Source organism: Bradyrhizobium sp. 23 (assembly GCF_023073295.1).
Lineage (GTDB): Bacteria > Pseudomonadota > Alphaproteobacteria > Rhizobiales > Xanthobacteraceae > Bradyrhizobium > Bradyrhizobium canariense_D.
On record NZ_JADPJF010000042.1, the window covers coordinates 469,817 to 484,806 of the forward strand.

At 63.5% G+C, this 14,990-nt stretch carries 18 protein-coding genes; 5 read left to right on the forward strand and 13 right to left on the reverse strand.

Annotated elements, in window-relative coordinates; all coding sequences use genetic code 11:
- Positions 1–94 precede the first annotated feature (94 nt).
- Complete coding sequence (gene pxpB, locus IVB32_RS12070) at positions 95–826, reverse strand: 5-oxoprolinase subunit PxpB (RefSeq protein WP_085353084.1); 732 nt, start codon at positions 824–826, stop codon at positions 95–97.
- A gap of 246 nt (positions 827–1,072) precedes the next feature.
- On the opposite strand from pxpB, the gene IVB32_RS12075 reads away from it, so the two are divergent.
- Both IVB32_RS12075 and IVB32_RS12080 read left to right on the forward strand, forming a co-directional pair.
- On the forward strand, positions 1,073–1,771 hold the full coding sequence (locus IVB32_RS12075; RefSeq protein ID WP_018457910.1) for a ribonuclease activity regulator RraA: 699 nt from the start codon (positions 1,073–1,075) through the stop codon (positions 1,769–1,771).
- A gap of 25 nt (positions 1,772–1,796) precedes the next feature.
- Positions 1,797–2,201, forward strand: a complete 405-nt coding sequence (locus tag IVB32_RS12080) for a cupin domain-containing protein (RefSeq protein ID WP_018457909.1) — start codon at positions 1,797–1,799, stop codon at positions 2,199–2,201.
- A 140-nt stretch (positions 2,202–2,341) separates the two neighbouring features.
- Here the strand turns inward: IVB32_RS12080 and IVB32_RS12085 are convergent, their stop codons facing one another.
- The 3 genes from IVB32_RS12085 to IVB32_RS12095 form a co-directional block, all read right to left on the reverse strand.
- Positions 2,342–2,692, reverse strand: coding sequence for a hypothetical protein (locus IVB32_RS12085; RefSeq protein WP_007590916.1), 351 nt, complete (start codon positions 2,690–2,692; stop codon positions 2,342–2,344).
- A gap of 177 nt (positions 2,693–2,869) precedes the next feature.
- The gene (locus IVB32_RS12090; protein ID WP_204511250.1) at positions 2,870–3,733 is read right to left on the reverse strand and encodes a DUF2147 domain-containing protein; all 864 of its coding nucleotides are present in this window, start codon (positions 3,731–3,733) and stop codon (positions 2,870–2,872) included.
- Positions 3,734–3,905: 172 nt separating this feature from the next.
- The gene (locus IVB32_RS12095) at positions 3,906–4,688 is read right to left on the reverse strand and encodes a transporter substrate-binding domain-containing protein (protein ID WP_247410415.1); all 783 of its coding nucleotides are present in this window, start codon (positions 4,686–4,688) and stop codon (positions 3,906–3,908) included.
- A gap of 138 nt (positions 4,689–4,826) precedes the next feature.
- Between IVB32_RS12095 and IVB32_RS12100 the strand changes: the two genes are divergently transcribed.
- Positions 4,827–5,324, forward strand: a complete 498-nt coding sequence (locus IVB32_RS12100) for a DUF1993 domain-containing protein (protein ID WP_018457906.1) — start codon at positions 4,827–4,829, stop codon at positions 5,322–5,324.
- Between the two features lie 33 nt (positions 5,325–5,357).
- Here IVB32_RS12100 and IVB32_RS12105 read toward each other — a convergent pair whose 3' ends face one another.
- From IVB32_RS12105 to IVB32_RS12130, 6 genes are all read right to left on the reverse strand, one after another.
- On the reverse strand, positions 5,358–5,855 hold the full coding sequence (locus tag IVB32_RS12105; protein ID WP_085385225.1) for a hypothetical protein: 498 nt from the start codon (positions 5,853–5,855) through the stop codon (positions 5,358–5,360).
- 187 nt (positions 5,856–6,042) lie between these two features.
- The gene (locus IVB32_RS12110) at positions 6,043–7,032 is read right to left on the reverse strand and encodes a hydroxyacid dehydrogenase (RefSeq protein WP_085353081.1); all 990 of its coding nucleotides are present in this window, start codon (positions 7,030–7,032) and stop codon (positions 6,043–6,045) included.
- A 33-nt stretch (positions 7,033–7,065) separates the two neighbouring features.
- On the reverse strand, positions 7,066–8,166 hold the full coding sequence (ugpC, locus tag IVB32_RS12115; RefSeq protein ID WP_018457903.1) for a sn-glycerol-3-phosphate ABC transporter ATP-binding protein UgpC: 1,101 nt from the start codon (positions 8,164–8,166) through the stop codon (positions 7,066–7,068).
- A gap of 6 nt (positions 8,167–8,172) precedes the next feature.
- The gene (locus IVB32_RS12120) at positions 8,173–9,084 is read right to left on the reverse strand and encodes a carbohydrate ABC transporter permease (RefSeq protein WP_018457902.1); all 912 of its coding nucleotides are present in this window, start codon (positions 9,082–9,084) and stop codon (positions 8,173–8,175) included.
- Positions 9,084–10,022 (reverse strand): sugar ABC transporter permease, encoded by a 939-nt coding sequence (locus tag IVB32_RS12125; protein ID WP_007590928.1) that lies wholly within the window; start codon positions 10,020–10,022, stop codon positions 9,084–9,086. The genes IVB32_RS12120 and IVB32_RS12125 overlap by 1 nt, the downstream gene beginning before the upstream one ends.
- Before the next feature lie 147 nt (positions 10,023–10,169).
- The gene (locus IVB32_RS12130) at positions 10,170–11,510 is read right to left on the reverse strand and encodes an extracellular solute-binding protein (protein ID WP_026233460.1); all 1,341 of its coding nucleotides are present in this window, start codon (positions 11,508–11,510) and stop codon (positions 10,170–10,172) included.
- 483 nt (positions 11,511–11,993) lie between these two features.
- On the opposite strand from IVB32_RS12130, the gene IVB32_RS12135 reads away from it, so the two are divergent.
- Both IVB32_RS12135 and IVB32_RS12140 read left to right on the forward strand, forming a co-directional pair.
- A complete protein-coding gene (locus tag IVB32_RS12135) occupies positions 11,994–12,785 on the forward strand; it encodes a Spy/CpxP family protein refolding chaperone (RefSeq protein ID WP_018457899.1) in 792 nt (263 codons plus the stop codon).
- A gap of 111 nt (positions 12,786–12,896) precedes the next feature.
- Positions 12,897–13,274, forward strand: a complete 378-nt coding sequence (locus tag IVB32_RS12140; RefSeq protein ID WP_026233459.1) for a response regulator — start codon at positions 12,897–12,899, stop codon at positions 13,272–13,274.
- Positions 13,275–13,336: 62 nt separating this feature from the next.
- Here the strand turns inward: IVB32_RS12140 and IVB32_RS12145 are convergent, their stop codons facing one another.
- The 3 genes from IVB32_RS12145 to glk all read right to left on the reverse strand — a co-directional run bounded on the left by IVB32_RS12145 (position 13,337) and on the right by glk (position 14,962).
- Entirely contained in the window at positions 13,337–13,501 is a 165-nt protein-coding gene (locus IVB32_RS12145) for a hypothetical protein (protein ID WP_162847220.1), read from the reverse strand.
- A 142-nt stretch (positions 13,502–13,643) separates the two neighbouring features.
- Positions 13,644–13,847 carry a hypothetical protein gene (locus tag IVB32_RS12150; protein WP_018457896.1) on the reverse strand — a complete coding sequence of 68 codons (204 nt, stop codon included), beginning with the start codon at positions 13,845–13,847 and terminating at the stop codon, positions 13,644–13,646.
- Positions 13,848–13,990: 143 nt separating this feature from the next.
- Complete coding sequence (gene glk, locus IVB32_RS12155; protein ID WP_247296693.1) at positions 13,991–14,962, reverse strand: glucokinase; 972 nt, start codon at positions 14,960–14,962, stop codon at positions 13,991–13,993.
- Positions 14,963–14,990 lie beyond the last annotated feature (28 nt).

The following is a 14,990-nucleotide window of genomic DNA, read 5'->3' on the forward strand; positions in this document are numbered from 1 at the left end:
GCTCCGCTGACCGTCAGGCCATAGCGTTGCGCGCCATGGCGTCCGCCGTCCTGGACCGAGCTTGCCGGCCCGATGCTGGCGATCACGAGCCGGCTCATGCCACCACCTGCTCGGCAATGATCTCGCCGGCCTCGGCAGCGCGGTCCTGTTCCTCGAATGTCTTGTGGTCGATCGCGAAAAACGTCACGCGATCGCCGGGTTCGGTGAGGAAGGTCGGATTGCGGTGGAGCTGATAGGTCCGCACCGGCGTGCGGCCGAGCAGGTGCCAGCCGCTCGGGGCCGCCAGGCACTGGATTCCGGCCTGGATGCCGCCGATCGAGATCGTGCCGGCAGGCGTCAGCAGCCGTGGATTCTGCCGCCGCGACATCTGCAGGGATTTGTCGAGGCCGCTGAGATAGGACCAGCCCGGCGTGAAGCCGATCATGGCAACCTTGTAGTCGCCGGCGACGTGGCGCGCGACGATGTCGTCGGGTGTGGTGTTCAGCGCCTTCGCGACGTCCTCGAGGTCGATGCCGTGCTCGCCGCCATAGGCGACGGGAATTCGCCATCGGCGGGCCTTGGTGGCCGGCGGCAGCGGCTGGCTGGCGAGCGCGAGCAGCTTTTCGCCAAGTTCATCAAAGCCGATCTTGCCGGGATCGTAATGCACCAGCAGCGAGCGATAGGTCGGCACGGACTCGGTGATGCCATCGATCGGACTCGCTGCGAGCGCCTTGTCGAGCGCCAGCACGCGCTGGTTGGCGTCGTCGTCGATGGTACGGCTGAACTCGACCGTGACGGCGCTGTCGCCACTGGGCAGCAGGCGGGGCGGGGGAAGCGTCGCGGACATGGGCTGTCGAAATCGGGCTTCTGGAGATACGCGGGCTCGGCCTTGAGCTCCGCTTGTCCCTGCTTCGCGTAAATGCGCCCGCAAGTCCAATAAATTAATGCAGGGGAGGCGATAAACCCTTGTTATCGCGACGCATAACTGCGCTGCGGCCCTGCATGATTGGTATCCTATTGGCCCTTGACGCAAGGCCCGCACCCCGCAAGATGCGCGCGTTCTTTCCCGCCCATCCGGAGCTCGTCTGTTTCCATGTCGCTGTCCCCCGAAGCCCGCAAGACCCTCGCCGGCATCACCACTGCCACCATCACCACGGTCCTGCTGAAGAAGGGCCTGCGCAACATCTGGATGCGCGGCGCGCGTCCGCTGCGTCCGGGTCTGCCGCGCCTGGTGGGACCGGCCTTCACGCTGCGCTTCGTGCCGGCGCGGGAGGATCTGGCGACGCCGGAGTCATGGTCGTCGCCGATCTCGACCCGCACCGCGATCGAGGCAATGCCGGAGGGCTGCATCGCCGTGGTCGACGCCATGGGCATCACCGACGCCGGCATCTTTGGCGACATCCTATGCGCGCGCATGATGAAGCGCGGCGTCACCGCACTCGTCACCGACGGTGTCGTGCGTGACGTCGAGGGCGTGCTCGGCACCAACCTGCCGGTCTGGTGCGACGGCTATGCCGCGCCGCCGTCAGTCGCCGGTCTGACCTTCGTCGGCTGGGGCGAGCCGATCGGCTGCGGCGGCGTTGCGGTGTTCCCGAACGACATCGTTGTTGCCGACCAGGACGGCTGCGTGCTGATCCCGCAGGCGATGCTCGAACAAGTGCTCAACGAGGGTGTCGAGCAGGAGCGGATGGAAGCCTGGATCGTCAACGAGGTGAACAATGGCGCGGTGCTCCCGGGCCTCTATCCCATGAACGCCGAGACCAAGGCGCGCTACGCAGCAAGCAAGAAGTAATCGGGAAAGAAGCGAGGTAATCCCAATGGAGATCACTGTTGCAGGCACGCGGCTGACCCGCCGCGCGCCCAAGGAAAATTTCACCGGCACCGTCTGGCAGGACCCGGTGATCATGGCGCCCGCGCCGGCACGGCTGAACTGCTCGCGTGTCTCGTTCGAGCCTGGCGCACGCACCAACTGGCATCATCATCCGCTCGGGCAGACCCTCTACGTCATCTCCGGTGTCGGCCGCGTTCAGACCAAAGGCGGGCCCGTCAGGGAGATCCGTCCCGGCGACACCGTCTGGATTCCGCCGGGTGAGGTGCACTGGCACGGCGGATCGCCGACCAACGGCATGTGCCATATCGCCATGCAAGAAGCGCTCGACGGCGTCTATTCGACGTGGCTGGAGCCGGTGAGCGACGCGGAGTATGGGGCCGCGTTGGGCTAGCTCTCGTGCCCCGGACAAGACGCATCGCCCCGCGGCGATGCGTCGCCGATGGGCCCAAAACTTTTGACGGCATCAGGACTGCTGAGTCCCGGCTCTGCGCAGCAACGCTTCTCGTCGCTGCTTGTCCGGGGCACGACACCTTACATCCGCTCGGCGGTCCACGTTCCCGTGCACATGCTGCCGCGCCACGTGCCGGAGCCGGAGGTGCCGCTGAGGCGGCCGAAGCCGACGGCGCGCTTGATGCCGGTGCTCAAGGTGACATTGATGCTGCCGGCATCCGCGACGCGGCCCGACGCCGTCACCATTGCGCTGCTCGAGGCGATCTGACCGTTGTTGATGCCGATGGCGACGGTCGAGCCGTTGCCGCAGGTCTCGCTCGATGACGAGATGCGGACATTCCATGCGCCGTCGAATGTGCTGGCGCTGGCCTGCGCGGCCGGCAACGCGATGACTATGATTGTGGCGAAGAGAGCCTTGCGAAATCCGTTCATGACACGCCCCTAGGGTTGATTATGCGGGGATCGTGTCACGGACGCGGAACCGGCGATGTGAGGGCTGTCACGCGCGCGACGGGCTCTGTGATGTCGCGCACATCCCGGAAAGCGAGGGGTAAAAGCAAAAGGGCCCGCATTGCGGGCCCTTTGTCTCGGTCAGAGTGTCGCGGGAAGTCAGTTCACCCGCGTCCAGGTCTGGCCGCCGCAGAACATGCCGCCGAAGGCGCAGCCCTGCACGCGCAGGCGATCGGTGCCCTTCAGCGCGATGGTTGAATCGTAGGTCGAGCCGGAGTTCGGATCGAGGATCCGGCCGGACCATTTTGGGTCCTTGTTCTGGTCCTTGCCGGGCTTCATGTTGATCAGAACCTGCTCGCCATTCTGGTTCGATTTCGAATCGACCGAGTAGCCGCAGAGATTGCTGCCGCATTGCTCGATGCGGACCTTGCCTTCCTTCTCCTCGGTGAGCCAGACGCCGAGCGGTGAATTGAGGTCGCGCGTGGCCGCGGTTGCGGGAGCCGGCGGCGCGACGGCGGCCGACTGAACGGGAGCAGGCGCCGGGACAGGAGGCGGAGATGGCGCCGGCGGCGCGACTGCCACCGTCGGGGCAGCACTTGGGGTCGGCTGAGGCGGCGGCACAAGCGCCTCTTCGGCCGGAGCCTTGTTAGCCGTGGTGGCCGGAGGCGCTGGCGGGGCAGGAGGCGCCACGGCCACGGGGGCTTGGACGGGAGCTTGGACAGGGGCCTGCTCGGCCGCCGGCGGCGCCGTGACAGGTGTTGGGGCCGGCGCCGGATCGGCAGGCGGCTGCGGATCAGCCTTGGCCTGTTGCGGTGCCTGCGGGTCCGCTTTGGGAGCCCCCTTGGCATCGTTCTTGGCTTTCTTCGCCTTGCCCTGGCCGGTGTTGTCGTAGACGCCGGGGATTTGCACCGTGCCGCGGTCGGGATCAATGCGGATGGTGCGCCCGCCATAGTCGAAGGTGTACTGCGCCTGCGCAGCGGTGCTCGCCAAAAGGAATGCGGCCGTGGCCAACAGCTTCCTCATTTCGCATCTCCTGAAACAGGTGGTCCCCGCACCGACGCTTACGCCCCGGTTCGATCGCAAAAAGTGATCTAGATCACTGTCACCGTATGAGTCGTGGCTTCTGCGTTTCGGGTTCAATAACACCGGAGCCGGTCCAAAGTTTGGCCGGCACAAGCGACAGGAGGACGCGGCCCTAATCGAACCAGGCGGCGTAGATCTTCTTGTAGCTGCCGTCCTGCATCGAAATATGCAGCCATTGATCGACGAAGGCCTTCAGCGCCATGTCGCGCTGGAGCCAATAGGCCTTCTCGGAAAAATCGAACGGCTTGTCGGGATGCACCGCGCAGAGCACGCCTTGATGCTGCTTCTGCTGGTAGCGCGTCTCCGAGGCGTCGGTCATCATCAGGTCGGCATTGCCCTTGGCGATCTCGTCGAAGATCACGGTATTGTCCGGGAAGACGGTGATGTCGGCGTCCTTGATGTTGGCACGCGCGAAGCGCTCGTTGGTGCCGCCGGGATTGACGATCACGCGGGTGCCCTTCTTGTCGATGTCGGTGATGCTCTGGTATTTGCCGACATCGGCACAGCGCGCGATCGGCGTCTTGCCCTCGCGCATGATCGGCGTGGAGAAGAAGCCCTTCTTCTGCCGGTCGAGCGTGACCGAGACGCCGCCCATGGCGATGTCGAACTGATCGGCCTCGAAATCCTTCATCAGCTTCGGCCAGGTCGTCGGCACGAATTCGACCTTGACGCCGAGCGCCTTGCCGAGTGCCTCCGCCATGTCGACATCGAAGCCACTGAATTGCTGCGTCGTCTTGTCGAGATAGGTGAAGGGCTTGTAGTCGCCGGTCATGCCGACGCGCAAAGTGCCGCGCTTGACTATCTCGTCGAGGCGGGACGGCGCCGTCTGCTGTGCGTGGGCCGAAAGGTTTGCCAGCAGGACCACGGCCAAAGTCGCCAGAATTCGAATGGTCATTCGAACGATCATCTCTTTTCCACCCATGTCCAAGCTGTCATTGTGCAGCTCTCGAGGCCTGTCTTGAGGCCTGGATTTAGACCAGATGCCCGTCTCTGGCGAGGCGGAATTGAAGGGAATTTTGAAGTGACGATCTCAATGTATGACGCCTCGGTCGGACTCTTCGTGCCGTATCTGCGCAACCTCTCCGCACTGCTCGACAAGGGCGTTGCCTATGCCGAGGCCCGGAAGTTCAACCCGGCCGTCCTGCTCGGCATGCGCATGGCGCCCGACATGTACGATCTGGCGCAACAGATCGGCGAGGCCTGTCGCCACGCCACGGTCGCCGCGGCCTTGCTCGCCGACCGCGAGCCGGTGGCGCTGCCGGTGCTGGAGCACGACATGGCCGGGCTCCAGGCCCGCATCGCGACGTCAATCGAGTTCATCGAAAGCCTGCCGCGCGCAGAGATCAATGCTGCGGCGGAGCGGAATGTCTTCTTCAGGCTGAAGAACGGGACCGAGTTGCCCTTCACCGGGCGGACGCTGCTGCTGACCTTCAGCGTTCCGCAGTTCTTCTTTCACGTCACGACCGCCTACGACCTGTTGCGGCACGCAGGCGTCGAGCTCGTGAAGAAGGATTATCTCGGACGACGATAAGCCGAACCGGCATCCACTTCGCGCGAGAGCGCGCTAGGCTTCGCCCTTGCGCTCGTAATCGGCGAGCGAGCTGCGGCCGGCGATCTCGCTGCGCAGCTCTTCGAAGCGCCGATGCGCCTCGTCCTCATGCGCGTCGACGAAATGCACCGCGGCTTCGCCGGTCATCGGGCCGCTGACCACGGGCACGGACTGCTCGCCGATGGTCTCGTGGACGTAGAACTGGCCGTCATCGCCGCGATGGACCGTCCATTTCAGACGGATCGCCACCATCGGCCCGGGGCCGACCTTGCTGTAGCCGTCGGCGTCGGCGTGCTCCGGCACCAGCGGCTGCTCCTCGACCACCGGATGCTCGTCGACCATCGGGTGCTCGTCCGCGACCCCATGCTCACCAGCAACCACCATTTCAGTCACGGTGACAGTCTCGGTCTCGCGCACAGTCTCGGTCTCGCGCACGACGAGGACGGGTTCAGGATGCTCCAGGATGCTGGCGATGGTCGCCAACGCGTGGTCGGTCGGGTCGATCTCTGACAAGGGTCCATCCTCCAGCTCGACGCGGCCGGCAAGTCTGTCCCACTGCCGCCGCGGCCGGACCTATTACGCGGGTTTGATTAAGGCTGAGTGAGGGCTCGATCTGCACCAAAATGGGACTCATTCTGGCGTTCCGAAGGCGGCGGGTTGATCGCCCCGCCCAAGAGAACCGCCTAGCCCGGAGATGCGCTCAGCCCAGGACATCCTGATTGATGATGTTCTGCCGGATAGGATCGCCGTCCAGCACACTCAGGATGTTGCGCGCGGTCTGCTCGCTCATCCGGCTCACCGCCTCGACCGTCACGCCGGCGACGTGCGGCGCCATGATGACGTTGGGCAGCGCGAACAGCGCGTTGCTGACCGGTGGCGGCTCCGCCTCGAACACGTCGATGCCGGCACCGGCGAGCTTGCCCGAGACCAGCGCGTCGTACAGCGCCGCCTCCTTCACGATGCCGCCGCGTGCGGTGTTGATGAGGTAGGATTTCGGCTTCATCCGGCCGATCCGCGCCGCGTCGAACAGACCGACGGTCTCCGGCGTCTTCGGGCAGTGGATGGTGACGAAATCGGCGTGAGGCAGCGCGGCATCGAGGTCGGCGACCGGCTCGCAGCCTGCTGCCTTGATCTCTGCGGCTGCCTTGTAGGGATCATAGACCTGCACATTCATGTCCATCGCCAGGCAGCGCTTGGCGGTGCGGGTGCCGATGCGGCCGAAGCCGATGATGAGGACGGTCTTGCCGTAGAGATCGAACGGCAGCATGCCGAGACGGTCCGCCCATTTGCCGTCTTTCACGCAGGCGTGCATCTCCTGCGCGCGTTTTGCCAGTGTCAGCATCATGAACAGCGCCTGTTCGGCGACCGAGGGCGAGTTCGCGCTGCCGGCGACCATCAGCGGCACCTTGCGGCGGGAGAGGGCGGGGACGTCGACGGCGTCGTAACCGACGCCGATCCGGGTCACCACCTTCATGTCCTTCGAGGCTTCGAGCTCGGTCTCGCCGAAAGCGGTGGCGCCGAGCGCCACGCCATGGACCGGCGCGTGGCTCTTCAGCAAGGCCTCGAAATCCCTGGCGGAGATCAGGTTCGGAAACTCGATGAGCTCGATATCATCTCGCTGGGTGAGGAGGGCGCGCGCCCCTTGCGACAAAGTTTGCGTGACAAAGATTTTCTTCTTGTTGGTCGACATCGTCCCTACCTGCGCGAGTTTCTTGGCCGGCCGTCACAAGACGGCGCCGGTCGCCTCGTTTAGCAGGTGCATATTGTTGAGGTCCATCGCCAAACGTATGGGTGCTCCGTCCTTGGCGCCCGCATTGGGATCGACACGGCCGCAGACGGGCGTGCCTTCCAGTCCGAAATAGACCAGCGTCTCCATTCCCATCGGCTCGGTGACATCAAGCACGGTGTCGAAGGTCTCGACACCCGGCTCGAGATGCGCATGCGATTCCGTGAGATGTTCGGGACGGATGCCGAGCAACAGGTTTTCAGATCGGGGCAGCGCGCTGTAACGGGCGGCGCGGGCCGGCGGCAACGGGAATGAGATGCGATCCGTCAGGCGGACGTTGAGCTTGCCGCCAACGTCCTCGAGACGGCACGGAATGAAGTTCATCGCCGGCGAGCCAATGAAGCCCGCGACGAAGCGCGTCGCCGGCTTGTGGTAGAGCTCGTTCGGGGTGCCGATCTGCTCGATCCGACCCTTGTTCATCACCACGACGCGATCAGCCAGCGTCATCGCCTCGACCTGGTCGTGGGTGACGTAGACCGTCGTGGTGCGCACTTTCTGGTGCACCTTCTTGATCTCGATCCGCATCTGCACGCGCAGCTTGGCGTCGAGATTGGACAGCGGTTCGTCGAACAGGAAGACCTTTGGGTTGCGCACGATGGCCCGCCCCATGGCGACGCGCTGGCGCTGGCCGCCGGAGAGCTGCTTCGGCTTGCGGTCGATCAGGTCGGTGATGTCGAGGAGGCGGGCGGCTTCCGTCACCCGCGCCTTGATCTCGGCCTTGGGATAGTGCTTGAGCCGCAGCCCGAACGACATGTTCTCCGCGACCGTCATATGCGGGTAGAGCGCGTAGTTCTGGAACACCATCGCGATGTCGCGATCCTTCGGCGGCACGTCGTTGACGACGTCCCCGCCGATCATGATGTCGCCGTCGGTGATGTCCTCGAGTCCCGCGATCATCCGCAAGGTCGTCGACTTGCCGCAGCCGGAGGGGCCGACGAGCACGATGAACTCATGGTCTGAGATGTCGAGATCGATGCCGCGCACCGCCTCGACGTCGTCGTAACGCTTGACCACCTTCCGCAACGCAACCTCAGCCATAAGACATCAACCCTTTGTGGCGCCGGCGGTCAGGCCGGCAATGTAATAGTCCATCAGGAAGGCGTAGATGACCAGCGGCGGGGCAGCGCCAAGCAGCGCGCCGGTCATGATCTGCCCCCAGTTGAAGACGTCGCCCTTGATCAGCGTGGTGGTGATGCCGACCGGCAGCACGAGCTGGTCGATGGATGTCGTGAACACCAGCGGATAGAGGAACTGCGCCCAGGACACGGTGAAGGCGAAGATGGTCGCTGCGATCAGGCCAGGAAGGGCAACGGGAATGAAAATCCGCGTCAGGGTCTGGAGCCAGGAGGCGCCGTCGATGAGAGCCGCCTCGTCCAGCTCCTTCGGGATCGAGGCGAAATAACCGATCATGATCCAGGTGCAGAACGGCACGGTCAGCGTCGGATAGATGAACACCAGCACGTACCAGCGGTTGAGAAGGGTGATGCCGGTGACGTCCTGGACCACCGCGAGCATCTTGAACAAGGGAATGAACAGGAGGCTGTCCGGGATCAGATAGGTGAGAAAGACGCCGGTCGCGAGCGTCGCCGAGCCCCAGAACTTCATCCGCGCCAATGCAAACGCCGCCGGAATGCTGATCAGCATCGTCACGATCACGACCACGATCGAGATCATTGACGAATTCCAGAAGAATCGCAGGAACTGGTTCGAGGTCAGTAGCTCGACATAGTTCGAGAGGGTCGGATGAAATACCCACCACGGATTGGTGGCGGCCGAGATCTCCGCGCTGCTTTTGAGCGAAGTGATCAGCATGTAGATCGGCGGGATCAGGAAGAAGATCGCAAATAGCACCAGGAAAAAGTAGGACCAGCGCAGCGCCCAGGTGCGGTCGCGGCTCATGCTTCGAAGCTTGACCTTGCGTGTCGGTCCCGCCTTGTCGATTGCGAGCGTGCTCATCAGGCTTCGTTCCCACGTTTGTTGACATCGCGCAGGATGAAGACCGCTGCGACGGCGAGGATCGGCACCATGAACAGCGAGACGCAGGCGCCGAGCGGAATGTCGCTGCTCTGGATGCCGACCTGGAACGCCCAGGTGGCGAACAAATGCGTCCGGTCCAGCGGACCGCCGGAGGTGAGGATGCGCACGATGTCGAAATTGGCGAAAGTGACGATCAGCGAGAACAGCGTGGTGATGGCGATGATGTTGCGCATCATCGGCAAGGTGATGTGCCAGATCTTCTGCCACCAATTGGCGCCGTCGATCGCTGCGGCTTCGTAGAGCTGGTCGGGTACGGATTTCAGCGCGGCCAGGTACATGATCAGGAAGAACGGCGCGCCATACCAGACGTTGACCAGGATGACGGAGAAGCGCGCCCAGAAGGTGTCACCGAGCCACGGGATCGGACCGATGCCGAAGAACGACAGCGTATAGTTGAAGGCGCTGTAGGAGGGATCGAACAGCCACAGCCATGCCAGCGTGCTCATCGCCGGTGGGATCACCCAGGGCACCAGCAGCATGCCGCGCCATTTACGTTGCTTCTTGCCGGGAATGTTGTGGACGAAATGCGCGACGATGAAGCCGATCAGCGCCTTGAAGACCACGGCGGTAATCGCAAAAATGCAGGACTGTCTCACCACCATCCAGAACGTTTCGCGCTTGAACAGGAAGGTGAAGTTGCTGAGGCCGACGAACTTCGTCATCGCCTTGTTCAGCGTCGCCAGGTAGACCGAATAGAAGGCGGGATAGAGCACGAGCAGGGCGATCAGGAGGATCAGCGGCAGCGTCAGGAAGAACGCGACGGTCGATTTCCGTCCCATTGCATTGCGCAGGCTCGCCCGTTTGCGCGGGCTCGCAGCTCGAGCGGGACGGCCTTGCTCAACGACGACATCGGCCATGACGTTAGCCTCTTTTGCAGGACACGTAGCAGGACATGTAGGACGGCGAAGCCGGCGCAGCCGTCGGCTTCATTCGGCAAGCGGATCGAGCGAGTGTGCCTCGGCGGCTCACGCGCGAAGCGTGAACCGCCATGGCACAAGCCCGGCTCAGGTTCGCATGAAGCCTTCGCACTCGCCTTCGGCCCAGGCGAGCGCGGTTTCCAACTTCTCTCCTTGCGCAAAGCGCAGCGCCATCTTGGTCAGCGTCGCCTGGAAGTAGATCTGCTGGGCGATCTTCGGCGGCGCCGGAGACGCGGCGATCGACATCGTCTGCTGCTTGTAGGGATCCGGATAGTGGAAGAGCGTGCCCTTCGGCGGCCCTTCCTCGGCCCAGGTCTTGAACTTCGTCATGTTCGCGTAGGCCGGCAGATCGTACCCGCCGCTCGCCGCGACGAACTTCTCGATCGCCGCCGGCGAGGACAGGTGAACGAGCAAGCTCTTGGCCGCTTCCTTGTTCTTGCCAAAGGCCCAGACGCCCCAGAAGTACGGCAGGAAGGGCGCAAAACGTCCCTTCGGACCGGACGGGAAGCCGTGCGTCCAGCACTGTTCGGCGACTTGCGGTGCGTCGCGCTTGGCGACCGCCCAGGCACTCGGCGGATTCAGGATCATCGCCCCGCGGCCCGAGATCAGCCATTTGTTGTTGGAGGCATCGTCCCAGGACGGCGCGTCGGTGGGCAGGACGGCGATCAGCTTCTTGTAGAATTCGAGCGCCTGCCGCACTGCATCGGTCTTGACGGTGATATCGCCCTTGGCGTTGACGAGCTCGGCGCCGAACGACTGGAAGATCGCGCCGGCGGTGTCGACGCTGTCGGTGGTCTCGCCGAGACCGATGCCGAAGGGGAAGCCGGCCTTGTGGCAGGCCTCGGCCGCCTTCAGGAACGTCTCCATGGTCCAGTTGTCTGCTTTTGGCGGAGCGCCGACTGGATACATCTCCTGCACGTCGATGCCGGCGTGTTTCTTCATGAGATCTATGCGGGAGCAGGGGCCCTTGATCTGGCTTCCCGGCGTCGCGGGCACTGCGAGCCATTTGCCGCCCGACCGCCCGAGATATTTGACGGTGTCGTTCACCTCGCCGTTCTGCTTGATGAGCGGCTCCATGACGTCGTTGAGCGGTTCGAGATTCTCGGAATAGGCGTGCGGCCACCAGCTCGGCATCTGGAGAATGTCGTGACCGGACTTGGCCTGGGCTTCGGCCGCTGCCGTCAGCTCGATCTTCTTGTTGTTGCTGGTGATGTAGTCGATCGAGACTTCGACCTTCTCCTTCTCGCCCCATTCCTTGACGAGCGCGGTGGAGGCATCGTTGGCGCCGGGCACCCAGTGGTCCCAGAAGCCGATCGAGAGCTTGCCGGCGGCGTAAGCGCCTCGGACATAGGGCGCCGTGATCAGCGCCGCGGAGGACATTGCAGTGGCAGCCACAAATTGACGTCGCGTCAGTGTCTTGCGTGACATCTCGTTTCCTCGCTTGGGTGTTTTATTGTTCTGGCGTTCCTCTGAACTCTTCCGAGTTCTGCTTTTGATTTTCTTTTCGAAAGTTTCTTGTTCGACGTTTCTTGTTGATGCCGTCGGCTTCGAAGGCAAATTGGTAGCGCGATCAGATCATGATTGATTGCGTCTGTCGAGAAAACCGAACGGCTTGCGCCTAGAACTAACGTTGTGTCCGGGAACGCGGCAGCGCCCTCGACCTCATGCGCGGACCATGAACCACGGCCGGTTGTTTTGCGACGCACACTTGGCGCTGGCGCACCCGACCGACATGTGCGCAATTACGCCGCAGTTTCCAAGGAGCCTGCATAAGCACCTCGCGGCAAACACTTTTCGGGCGTGGATAGCATTTGTCGGCGCCTAGACCTCGAAGCGGTGAAAACGATAGAGTTGCAGCTGGCGGGTGGTTCTCATCCCCAAGAGCCTAATCAGATCGAGATGGAGACCAGAATGATCAACCCGGCGCCGCCCGCGCGGCTTTACCTGCGACGATGGTTCGCGCTGGGGTCCGTTTTCGTGTTGCTGCTCGGCGCAGCCGCGGTGGCGAACGCTCAAGGCCTGGTCAAAGGGGTTCAGGAAGGAGCGGCGGCCGGGAACAAGGCGGCGGGTCCGGTCGGCGGTGTGCTCGGCGGCGCGATCGGCGGTGTGGTCGGTGTGTTCACCGGCGTGCTCGGCGTTGGCAATAATGGCAATCAGGCGCCTGCCGCCAGAGATCCGAGCAAGGATGCAAGCAAGGATGCGGCCAAGGACGCCAAGCAGGGCGCCGGCAAGGACAAAGATGCCAAGAGCGCCAAGGCGGGCAAGGGCGCCAAGGCGAGCAAGGAGGCGAAGAACGCGCCGCAGGACAAGGATGTCACGGTCCTCACCCAGACCGGCGCGCCGCAATTGACCGCCGACCAGATCGTCACCAACAGCGACTCCTATATCGAGCGGATCAAGACCGAGCTGAACCTCACGCCCGAGCAGGAGAAGCACTGGTACGGTTTCTCGAGCGCCATGCACTACCTCGGGCATAACGGTGCCGAGCGGCTCAACCTGCGGGTTGCGCGCGCCAAGCGGGATCCTCCCGACGACATCGTCGAGCAGATGCGCAACGAGGCCCAATTCCTGATCGACCGCGCTGCCGACCAGCGCAATGTCGCCGACGCCGCCGAGCCCCTCTATTCGAGCCTCGATGACAAACAAAAGCAGGTGTTCGTGCAGGAGATGGTGCGGCTCAGCCACGAACGAGGATTGGATTGATCAAGTGGAATCGGATCGGGCGCGTCGAATTAACGGACCCCGCCACGAATTCGTGAATGCTCTTCGCAATTCGGTTATGATTAGCTTGGGAAGCTGATGGGCGGGGTTGATATGGCGGACGGACTCTCCGTTTTCCTGGTCGAAGACGAGACGTTGATCCGGATGATGATGACGGACATGGTGGAGGAACTCGGCCACCACGTCATCGCGGAAGCGGATAATGTTCGGGACGCCAGCGCTTTCGCCATGACCGCGCAGTACGATCTTGCGATCCTCGACATCAATCTCAAGGGCCTCTACGTCGATCCGGTCGCCGATCTGATCGAGCGTCGCGGGAAGCCGTTTTTGTTCGCCACGGGCTACGGTCCGGAGCTGCTGCCGTCCTTGCTCAGGCGCCGGCCGATCCTGCGCAAGCCGATTTCGATCGATCAGCTCAAGGCGATGATCGATTCGATGTTTCCGGAAGCGGCAGCGAAGACGCCGAACTGAGACCAAAATGAAAATGGCCGCCCATCAGGGGCGGCCATTTCGCGACGGAATTCGTCGCGGCTTCACATCAGGCCGGCGCCGAGATCGATGCCGCGCGCCATCAGGCCGAACGAGGCGACCAGGCCCGTGCAGCAAAACAGCAAGATGGTCTTGAACGAAGAAAACGAAGAATCGGCCAAACGCGTTTCGCTGGTGGCCGGCATCGCGGCGATCGAAATCATGCTCATGTTCATTCCCCCCTTTGTTGCCCCTGAATTGGATCAGGTGGGGAACTCCTAGAGCAAAAAGTTTGACGCGAGCTTTCGAGGGATCGTTAACGAAATCGCAATCGATACCGCATTTTCGGGCACTGGAGTGCGATCACGCGTTTCAGTGGCGCCCGTTCTTCAGCACCGTGGCGATGGTGTGGGCCGTCATGGCGGCGCGGTCCGAAGCGCGCTGGGCTGCGAGGCGGTCACGCGCCTTTTCCTCGATCAAGAGCTCGATCAGGGCCAGCCGCTTGCCCTCGTCGTCCGCCTCGAGCAGCAGGCGGTGATAGCGGTGATAGTCGAAACCCAGATCCTGCTTACGCATGTCACGCCCCCGCAACTACGCCACGCACAAGCTAGGATTGTTTCTCATCCGGGACGTGCGCGCAAGCACGATCCCGCGTCGCGCGCGCGTGCCGCGCAATCAGCTGTGCATGACTGGAACCCGCGGACGGAGGCGCGCGCCGTTTAAGGCTGGTTGTGCTCCGCGAACATCGTCAGGCCGAGGAAACTCGCATCAGGTTTCGTGACCAGTCTGGTCGGGATGTCGCGCAGATAGTCCTGGAAGCGTCCCTTGGCTTCGAAGCGCGCCCGGAATGCGGAGGCTGCGAGGAAGTCAGGAAAGCGCGGCACGATTCCGCCGGCGATATAAACGCCGCCGCGTGCGCCGAAGGTCACCGCGAGATTGCCCGCGACCGAGCCGAGGATGGCGCAAAACATCTCCAGCGTCTTGCGGCTGAGCTCGCAACTGCCTTCCAGGGCGGCCTTCGTGATGGCGGCAGCATCGCGATGCGGCACCTGAGCGCCTTCCACCTCGGCCAGCGCCTCGTACAGGCTTTGCAGGCCCGAACCGGACAACGCGCCACGCTCGATGGAGACATGGCCGAGGCGTCGGCGCATGCACGCGATCACGCGTTCCTCGCGCTCGTCCTCCGCCGGCAGGGTCGCGTGGCCTGCCTCGGTGACGACGGCCAGCCGTGAGCCGTGGCGCTCGACCAGGCAGGACACGCCAAAGCCGGTTCCAGGGCCAACCACCAGCAACGGCTCTTCGGGAAGGCCATCCTGTCCGCCGAGCGGGATCAGGTCGGCGGGCTGCAGGGCGGGCAGGGACCAGGCCACCACCTCGAAATCGTTAAGAACATGGACGCTGTCGAAGCCGAGGGCCGGCTGAAGCTCGTTGCCGTCGATGACCCATGGGCTGTTGGTCATGACGCAGCGGTTGTTGGTCACCGGTCCTGCGACGGCCAGCACGGCCCTTGGGGGCGGTTGGCCGTGGCAGCGACGCGCGAGAACATCGGCAATGGCTTCCCGGACGGTCGGGAAGTCTGCCACTTTGACGTAGTCGATCGGTCCGGTCTGATCGCCCTGACTGAGCGCGAAGCGCGCATTGGTGCCGCCGATATCGGCGAGAAGAATCTGTCCTGTCTTGCCGATGGTCATGTGCGTATGGCTGCCGCAGCCTTTCCGG

Excerpts from the sequence above, each read along its gene's own strand:
- pxpB (WP_085353084.1), bottom strand. The coding sequence starts at position 826 with ATGTCCGCGACGCTTCCCCCGCCCCGCCTGCTGCCCAGTGGCGACAGC.
- IVB32_RS12075 (WP_018457910.1), top strand. The coding sequence starts at position 1,073 with ATGTCGCTGTCCCCCGAAGCCCGCAAGACCCTCGCCGGCATCACCACT.
- IVB32_RS12080 (WP_018457909.1), top strand. The coding sequence starts at position 1,797 with ATGGAGATCACTGTTGCAGGCACGCGGCTGACCCGCCGCGCGCCCAAG.
- IVB32_RS12085 (WP_007590916.1), bottom strand. The coding sequence starts at position 2,692 with ATGAACGGATTTCGCAAGGCTCTCTTCGCCACAATCATAGTCATCGCG.
- IVB32_RS12090 (WP_204511250.1), bottom strand. The coding sequence starts at position 3,733 with ATGAGGAAGCTGTTGGCCACGGCCGCATTCCTTTTGGCGAGCACCGCT.
- IVB32_RS12095 (WP_247410415.1), bottom strand. The coding sequence starts at position 4,688 with ATGACCATTCGAATTCTGGCGACTTTGGCCGTGGTCCTGCTGGCAAAC.
- IVB32_RS12100 (WP_018457906.1), top strand. The coding sequence starts at position 4,827 with ATGTATGACGCCTCGGTCGGACTCTTCGTGCCGTATCTGCGCAACCTC.
- IVB32_RS12110 (WP_085353081.1), bottom strand. The coding sequence starts at position 7,032 with ATGTCGACCAACAAGAAGAAAATCTTTGTCACGCAAACTTTGTCGCAA.
- ugpC (WP_018457903.1), bottom strand. The coding sequence starts at position 8,166 with ATGGCTGAGGTTGCGTTGCGGAAGGTGGTCAAGCGTTACGACGACGTC.
- IVB32_RS12120 (WP_018457902.1), bottom strand. The coding sequence starts at position 9,084 with ATGAGCACGCTCGCAATCGACAAGGCGGGACCGACACGCAAGGTCAAG.
- IVB32_RS12125 (WP_007590928.1), bottom strand. The coding sequence starts at position 10,022 with ATGGCCGATGTCGTCGTTGAGCAAGGCCGTCCCGCTCGAGCTGCGAGC.
- IVB32_RS12130 (WP_026233460.1), bottom strand. The coding sequence starts at position 11,510 with ATGTCACGCAAGACACTGACGCGACGTCAATTTGTGGCTGCCACTGCA.
- IVB32_RS12135 (WP_018457899.1), top strand. The coding sequence starts at position 11,994 with ATGATCAACCCGGCGCCGCCCGCGCGGCTTTACCTGCGACGATGGTTC.
- IVB32_RS12140 (WP_026233459.1), top strand. The coding sequence starts at position 12,897 with ATGGCGGACGGACTCTCCGTTTTCCTGGTCGAAGACGAGACGTTGATC.
- IVB32_RS12145 (WP_162847220.1), bottom strand. The coding sequence starts at position 13,501 with ATGAGCATGATTTCGATCGCCGCGATGCCGGCCACCAGCGAAACGCGT.
- IVB32_RS12150 (WP_018457896.1), bottom strand. The coding sequence starts at position 13,847 with ATGCGTAAGCAGGATCTGGGTTTCGACTATCACCGCTATCACCGCCTG.
- glk (WP_247296693.1), bottom strand. The coding sequence starts at position 14,962 with ATGACCATCGGCAAGACAGGACAGATTCTTCTCGCCGATATCGGCGGC.